The sequence below is a fragment of the Nakamurella endophytica genome, assembly GCF_014646215.1.
Taxonomy (GTDB): Bacteria; Actinomycetota; Actinomycetes; order Mycobacteriales; family Nakamurellaceae; genus Nakamurella; species Nakamurella endophytica.
In genome coordinates, this window is record NZ_BMNA01000018.1 from 58,065 (window position 1) to 65,448 (window position 7,384).

At 73.3% G+C, this 7,384-nt stretch carries 6 protein-coding genes and 1 other RNA gene; 6 read left to right on the forward strand and 1 reads right to left on the reverse strand.

The annotated features are described in order from the left end of the window. The first annotated feature begins 80 nt into the window (after positions 1-80). Genes IEY37_RS20795 through IEY37_RS20805 form a run of 3 tightly spaced genes read left to right on the forward strand, consistent with a single transcriptional unit; the run spans position 81 to position 3,328 of the window. The gene (locus IEY37_RS20795; protein WP_188944848.1) at positions 81-1,238 is read left to right on the forward strand and encodes a Nif3-like dinuclear metal center hexameric protein; all 1,158 of its coding nucleotides are present in this window, start codon (positions 81-83) and stop codon (positions 1,236-1,238) included. A gap of 24 nt (positions 1,239-1,262) precedes the next feature. Then, positions 1,263-1,994: a zinc ribbon domain-containing protein gene (locus IEY37_RS20800; protein ID WP_229674729.1), complete on the forward strand. Its 732-nt coding sequence runs from the start codon at positions 1,263-1,265 to the stop codon at positions 1,992-1,994. Next, positions 1,991-3,328 (forward strand): bifunctional RNase H/acid phosphatase, encoded by a 1,338-nt coding sequence (locus IEY37_RS20805; protein WP_229674730.1) that lies wholly within the window; start codon positions 1,991-1,993, stop codon positions 3,326-3,328. Before IEY37_RS20800 ends, IEY37_RS20805 begins: the two co-directional genes overlap by 4 nt. 57 nt (positions 3,329-3,385) lie before the next feature. Here IEY37_RS20805 and IEY37_RS20810 read toward each other — a convergent pair whose 3' ends face one another. Next, the gene (locus tag IEY37_RS20810) at positions 3,386-4,669 is read right to left on the reverse strand and encodes an SLC13 family permease (protein ID WP_188944849.1); all 1,284 of its coding nucleotides are present in this window, start codon (positions 4,667-4,669) and stop codon (positions 3,386-3,388) included. Between the two features lie 110 nt (positions 4,670-4,779). On the opposite strand from IEY37_RS20810, the gene rnpB reads away from it, so the two are divergent. The 3 genes from rnpB to IEY37_RS20825 all read left to right on the forward strand — a co-directional run bounded on the left by rnpB (position 4,780) and on the right by IEY37_RS20825 (position 7,079). After that, positions 4,780-5,202: RNase P RNA component class A (gene rnpB / locus IEY37_RS20815), an RNA gene on the forward strand. 225 nt (positions 5,203-5,427) lie between these two features. Next, positions 5,428-6,012, forward strand: a complete 585-nt coding sequence (locus IEY37_RS20820) for a hypothetical protein (protein ID WP_188944850.1) — start codon at positions 5,428-5,430, stop codon at positions 6,010-6,012. An 833-nt stretch (positions 6,013-6,845) separates the two neighbouring features. Then, on the forward strand, positions 6,846-7,079 hold the full coding sequence (locus IEY37_RS20825; RefSeq protein WP_188944851.1) for a hypothetical protein: 234 nt from the start codon (positions 6,846-6,848) through the stop codon (positions 7,077-7,079). Positions 7,080-7,384 lie beyond the last annotated feature (305 nt).

Here is a 7,384-nt window from a genome sequence, read left to right on the forward strand (position 1 = left end):
CATGATCTCGGTCCAGGGCCGGCCGCCGTCCGCCCCGCGGTGCGCGTGCACCGCGCGCCGCTCGACACCGGGAGTCGCCCGTGCCGGATCCTCGCGCCACGGTCGCCGACGTGGTCCGGGTGCTCGACGCCGCCTACCCGCCCGCCCTCGCCGAGGACTGGGACCTCGGGATCGGCCTGACCTGCGGTGACCCGGCCGACCCGGTCGACAGGGTGCTGCTGGCGGTGGACGCCGACGCGGTGACGGCGGCGGAGGCCGTCGAGGTCGGCGCCCAGCTGCTGGTCACCCACCACCCGCTGCTGTTCCGCGCCGTGCGGTCGGTGGCGGCGGGCCCGGGCCCGGCGGGGGTGGTGCACCGGCTGCAGCGGGCGGGGATCGCGCACCTCGCCGCGCACACCAACGCCGACAAGGCCCGGGACGGGGTGAACGACGCGCTGGCGGAGCTGCTCGAGCTGCGCGACGTCCGGCCGCTGGTGCCGGATGCCGGCGAACCGCTCGACAAGATCGTCGTCTTCGTGCCCGACGGCGACGCCCCGGCCATGGTGTCGGCGCTGGCGGCCGCCGGGGCCGGCACCATCGGCGACTATGCGGAGGCGGCCTGGACGTCGCCCGGCACCGGGCAGTTCCGGCCGATGGCCGGCGCCCACCCGGCCATCGGCACGGTGGGCTCCCTGGAACGGGTGCCCGAGGTCCGGGTCGAGATGGTGGCGCCGCGATCGGCCCGCGACCGGGTGGTTGCCGCGCTGCGGACAGCGCACCGGTACGAGGAACCGGCCTTCGACGTGCTGGCCCTGCAACCCGTCGACGCGGCAGCGACCGGGTCCGGCAGGATCGGCCGGCTCCCGGCGACGACCACGCTGCGGGACTTTGCCGGCACGGTCGCCCGGCTGCTGCCGGGCACCGCGACCGGCCTGCGGGTGCGCGGCGAGCCGGACGCGCCGGTGTCGACGGTGGCCGTCTGCGGCGGCTCCGGCGGCTCGTTCCTGCCGGACGTGCTCCGCTCCGGCGCGGACGTCTACCTCTCCTCGGACCTGGGTCACCACACCGCCGGCGACGTGCCGACCGGCGCCGGCGGTCCGGCCCTGGTCGACGTCGCGCACTGGGCGGGGGAGTGGCCGTGGCTGCGGCGCGCGGCCGCACGGATCGAGGCGGCGCTGGACGGTAGCGTCAGCACGACGGTGTCCGTCCGGCGCACCGACCCGTGGACGTTCCGGGTGGCGTCCCCGGGACAGCCGTAGCGCCGGACCCTGGCGGAGAGGAGCGTGGCGGTGCCCAAGGCGGACCCGTTCGCGCAGCGGCGGTTGTTGGAGCTGGCGACGCTCGACCGCTCGCTGTCCACGGTGGAGCACCGCACGCGGACGCTCCCCGAGCTCGCGGTGATCGCCGCGGCCGAGGCGGAGCTGGACACGGTGGCGGCGGACAAGGCGCTGGCCGACGCGGAACTCGGCGACCTGGACCGGGCCACCCGGAAGCTGGACGCCGAGGTCGAGCAGGTCCGGGCCCGCGCCGACCGGGACGCCGCCCGGCTCGCCGCCGGCTCCGGCACGTCGCGGGAACTGGAGAACCTGCAGCACGAGATCGAGTCGCTGGCGCGCCGGCAGGGCGTGCTGGAGGACGAGGAACTCGAGCTGATGGAACAGCGCGAGACGGCGGAGGCCGCGGTCGCCCGGCTGGCGTCCCGGGTCGACGAGGTCACCGGCGGGTTGACGGCGGCGCGGACGCGGCGGGACGACGCGCTGGCCGACCTCTCCGTCGAGCGGGACCGGCTGTCGGCGGCCAGGGCCGCGCTGGTCACCGGGCTGCCCGCCGACCTGGTCACCCTCTACGACCGCATCCACGCCGGTGGCCGGGTCGCGGCCGGCGAGCTGCGGGGCAGCCGGTGCGAGGCGTGCAGCATGCAGTTGGACAACGTCGAGCTGGCCCGGCTGCGCAACGCCCCGGTGGACGACGTGCTCCGCTGCCCGGAGTGCGGCGCCATCCTGGTCCGCACGTGAGCCCGGAGCGGACCACCGCGGACGCCGGGCAGCTGCCGCTGTCGGACCAGGACGACGGGGCCGGCTCCGGCGTCACCGCGGTCACCCTGTACGCCGACGGCGGCTCGAGGGGCAACCCCGGTCCGGCCGGCTACGGGACGGTCGTCTTCGACGCCGACGGCACGACGGTCCTCGCCGAACGGGCGGCCTCGCTCGGGCGGGCCACGAACAACGTCGCCGAGTACTCCGGCCTGATCGCCGGGCTCGAGGCCGCCGCCGAGCTAGGGGCCCACACCGTCGCCGTGCGAATGGACTCCAAGCTGGTCGTCGAGCAGATGTCCGGGCGCTGGCAGGTCAAGCACCCGGACATGAAGCCGCTGGCCCGGCGCGCGTCGCACCTGGTCGGCCTGTTCGACGACGTGACGTTCGACTGGGTGCCCCGGGCCCGGAACGCCCACGCCGACCGGCTCGCCAACGAGGCCATGGACGCCGCCGCGCAGGGGCGGACCTGGGTGCGCAGCACCGGGCCGACCGACGACGTCCCGGATGCCGCGGACGCTGCCGGCGCCGCGGTCCCGGACGGCCGGGACGCCGCGGGCGACACCTCCGTCGGGCCGGGCGCGGGTGCCACCGCCCATGCGGCGGGCCGCACCGACACGGAGACCGCCGGGACGACCGACGGTGCCTCGACGACCGGACGGCGGTCGGACCCGGCGGCCGGACGCCCGGAACGGGCGGCGGTCTCCGACACCGTCGTGCTGGTGGTCCGGCACGGCGAGACGACCTGGAGCGTGCGCGGGCGGTTCGCCGGGCGCGAGGACGTCCCGTTGACGGCCAACGGGGTCCGGCAGGCGCACGCCGTGGCCGCCCGGATCGCCGCCCTGCAGCCGGACCTGGTGCTCACCTCGCCGTTGCAGCGGTGCCGGGCGACCGCCGACGCCGTCGCCCGGGTGCGGGGCATCCCGGTCGAACCGGTGGACGCGCTGCTCGACGGCGCCCTCGGCGAGTGGACCGGGTTGACCGTGGGCCAGATCGAGGCGGGCTGGCCCGAGCAGTTCGCCCGCTGGCGTTCGGACGTGGCGGCGACGCCGCCGGGCGGCGAGTCGTTCATCCAGATCCGGGACCGGGTGCGGACCGTGCAGGAGCGCATCCGAGCCCGTCACTCGGGCCGCGTCGTGGTCCTGGTGACGCACGCCGCCGTCGCCAAGATGGTGGTCACCGAGGCGCTCGGCGTGCCACCGGACGTCGCCTACCGGCTGCGGGTCGACACCGGGTCGCTGTCGGGCTACTCGGTGGACCCGGACGGGGCCACCACGGTGTGGGCGGTCAACGAGGCCGGGCACCTGCCCGGCTGACGTCCGGTGGCGGCGGGCCGATCCGCCGTCGCCGGTCCGGCGGTGTCGCAGGACGGCTCACCGCGGGCTCACCAGCCACAACGCCACGGTCGCGACGACCAGGCAGAGCGGGACGGTGGCGAGCCCGAACCGGGTGAACCGGCCCAGCGACACGGTGAGCCGGTCCCTGGCCAGCACGCGCCGCCAGAGCAGGGTGGCCAGCGACCCGGTGTAGGTCAGGTTGGGGCCGACGTTGACCCCGATCAGCACCGCGAGCACCAGTGCGGGTGGGCTCCCCGCCCCCAGGGCGGCCAGCAGCACCAGGGTGGCCGGCAGGTTGTTGACGACGTTGGCCAGCACGGCGGCGATCGCGGCGACGAGCAGCAGCGACGGGAGCGTCACGGTGGACGGCAGGGCACGGGCCAGCGCGTCCTGCAGGCCGTGCCCGGTGGCGGCGTCCACCACGATGCCCAGCGCGGCCACGAAGACCAGGAACAGGGGGTTGGCCTCGCGGACGACGGCCGCGGCGGACACCCGGTGGGCGGCGATGCCGCGGACGGCCATCACCACCGCGCCGACGCCGGCCACCACCGCCGGCTCGACGCCGACCAGTGGGCCGACCGCGAAGCCGACCAGGACGGCGGCCAGCAGTGCCAGCGCCGTGCGGGGCGCCGGCGTCGGCGGGGGCGTCCGGACGGTCCCGGCGGTGGCGCCGGCCGTGGCGTCATCAGTGGCGCCGTCCGGCCGGAGCTGCCCCCGGAAGAACAGCCGGGTGACCAGGTACTCGACGGCGATGGCCGCCACCCACGGCCCGGCCATCAGGGCGGCGAATCCGAGGAACCCCAGCCCCGACGCCTGGAAGGCCAGCAGGTTGGTCAGGTTCGACACCGGCAGCAGCAGCGAGGCGGTGTTCGACAGGTGCGCGGTCGCGTACAGCGGGGGAGCGGGCCGCGCGCCGAGCTGGCGGACGGTGGCCAGCACGACCGGCGTCAGCAGCACGACGGTGGCGTCCAGGGACAGCACGGCCGTGGTCAGCGAGGCCACGACGAAGACCAGCGCCAGCAACCGCTGTGGCCGCCCGCCGCTGCGTCGCGCGATGACGGTCCCCATCCAGCGGAAGACACCGTCCACGTCGGCCAGGTGCGCGAGGACCAGCACGGCGGCCAGGAAGCCGATGGTGGATCCGAGTCGCTCGAGCGTCTGCCCGGCCTGCGACCAGGACAGCAGCCCGAGCAGCAGCGCGAGCAGTGCCGCTGGGACGGCCGCCGTCGCCTCGGGTAGGCCACGCGGGCGGACGACGGCGAAGGCCAACACCGCCAGCAGTAGCGCGGTGCCGAGGACGGTCGCCGGGACCGCGCTCACCGGTGTGGCCTCCCGCGTCGGGCGCGGCCGGCTACCGGGCCGCCGGGCCGGTGGGTGCTCATCCGGCGGTCACGGCAGCGGACGATACGGCACTAGACTGGCGTGCTGGACGAGTCGGTCGGGCGGCCGCGTCGGCCCGGGACGCACCTGGTGTGCGGTCCGGGTCGCCGAGGAAAGTCCGGGCTCCACAGGGCAGGGTGGTTGCCAACGGCAACCCGGCGCGAGCCGCGGGACAGTGCCACAGAGAACAGACCGCCTCCGCCACTCCGGCGGCGGAGGTCAGGGTGAAACGGTGGTGTAAGAGACCACCAGCGCCCCGGGTGACCGGGGCGGCTCGGTAAACCCCACCCGGAGCAAGGTCGAGAGCGCCGGTCGCGAGACCGGCGTGCGCAGGCGTTCGAGGGCTGCCCGCCCGAGCCTGCGGGTGGACCGCTGGAGTGTGCCGGTGACGGCACACCGAGATGGATGGTCGCCGAACGGGAGTGCCGAGAGGCGCCCGGGAACAGAACCCGGCTTACAGACCGACTCGTCCGCTTTACCTACTCTGACCTGCGGTAATAGCCGTCTGTCACGGCTTGCGTTGGCTCGCGTTGGCGGGACGTTTGTGCTGGTCGTTGGTGTCTGTTGGAGCGTCCAGCCAACAGCCAGCCAACTGGCAGCGCCCCTGACCTGCGCCGAAGAACTCCACCCGATCGGCGGAACCCCCTGCCGTATCACCCGCCGCCGCCCTACCCTCTCCTTCTACACAGATCGGACAAGTGGGGGTTGAGTTGAAGGTTCGTCTTGCGGTTGCCGCCGTTGCCGTGTCGGCCGCGTTGTTCGTCACGGGGTGTGGGGCGGGGGAAGCGCCGGCGGCCCAGACGGTGACATCGACGGCTACGGCCACGACAACTCTGTCCACGACGACGACGGAGACGGCGACGTACACCGCGGTTCCGCCGACGGTCACGGATACCGAAACGACGACGGAGACCGCCAAGCCAACCGGAGCGGCGGGCATGCCCACGGACGTGGTGACGTGCGCACAGGAGTCGGGGCTGTACACGCAGCTAGCGAAGATCTACCACCTGGACACGTTCGACGACGACGTCAGCAACTACTCCGACGATCAGGTCATCGGGCTGGGCCGTGGGATCGCACTCGCCGGCGCTGCGACGAAGAGCTTTGCCCAGCGGTTCGACAACGCGCAGCTTAAGAAGGCGTGGGAGGGGGTTGCCGCGAACGCCGAGGACACGGCCACCTCTCTTGAGGCGCTGCGTTTGAACGATGGCGTCGATGCGCTGATCAAGTACATCAAGTCCACCACGTCGGCAGTGCAGGCCTGCAACTCGGCCGACGCCTAACAAGGAAGACCCCCGCGCCGGCGGCCACCGACGCGGGGGCACTACAGCCGCTCAGGAAGGAGCGACCAGTGGGAACAGTAGTGCTGGATGGGTTGACCGTTGCCGTGGAGGAGGCTTTGTCTGCCGCGGCCGCCTTCATTGACTTGCTGCCGGACAACGGCGCGCGGGGGCGTGGAACGCCGGAGGGTGACCGCCTGTGGGCGGCGTACAGGGCGTTGCTCGAGGTCCGCGACGGTCTGTGTTCGTCCCGATGATCGTCGTCTGGATCCTTGCCATCTGGGGTGCTTGTGCACTGCTCGTCGGCGTCGGAGCCGTCGTGGGGGTGTGGGCGGAGCGGCACCAGCGAGGGCTCAAGCTGGACGCAGCCGTCGGGAGGATTCTGGCGTGTCTCGACGAACCGATGGACGCTGCCGCCTGACTGTTGTCCTGATCGTCCCGTTGGGTTGCATTCTCCCGGCGGCGTGCTCGTCAAGGACAAATGTCGTCCCTGCCCGCTACGGTCCTGCCATGTTGCGTGGGGGGATTGCTGGCCCCGTCGGGCGACGGCGACGACCGTGGTGTGTGGCTGGCCGCGAAGCCTGCGGAGCACTCGCGGATCTGTTGGGCGGCGGCGATCGGTCGCGCGCGGAACGAGTACCCGCAGGCGTCGCTCGAGCAGCTTCCGGCCGCGGCGGTGCGGGTGCTGGCGGATGGGCAGTGTCTGTGCCGGCGGCAGCGGGGACACACGCGGGGACGACGGCAGATTTAGCCGATCCCTGTAAAGCGCCCTAAACCCTGTAACGCGAGAACGCCCCCGCCTCGACCGTGCCCGAGGACGTGGGAGGATACGCAGCATGAGTCAAACCTTCCTGCCGACGTCGAAGCCGGATGGCGGCTCCGACTTGGCCGATCGCGCCAACGTCGGCGTCACGCTCGACAGGGCATTCATGGAGCGCCTACGGAACAGCGTGTCGATCTTCGAGTGTGGGTGCGGCCGACGTTGGCGCGAGACGTTCAGCCAGTCCCAGTACGAAGCGCACCTCGCCACGGAGGAACACCGCGACGGAGTGGCGGCGCGCCAGTCCTGAAACGCCAAGACGCCCCCTCGTCCCGACCGTGAGGTCAGAACGAGGGGGCGTCGTCGCACCGTGCATCGGTGCATCCCGGCGGGCCGGGCCGGGTCGGGTGTATGACAGAGGGTCGACCCTCCGCCTATCAGTTTCGGGGGAAGATCTGTGGCTGGCGATCAACCCAGCCGCCCGGTCCGGGGAGTTTCACCTCCGGACGGTTGCGCGCTCACATGGCGTCCGTACTGACCCGGGCTGTGCCTAGATGTACTGACCGGACAGGTTGGTTAAGCGGGTGACCGGGGCCTGGTTCCCGATTGCGGTGT

Coding starts and splice junctions, on each gene's coding strand:
- IEY37_RS20825 (WP_188944851.1), top strand. CDS start 6,846: ATGAGTCAAACCTTCCTGCCGACGTCGAAGCCGGATGGCGGCTCCGAC.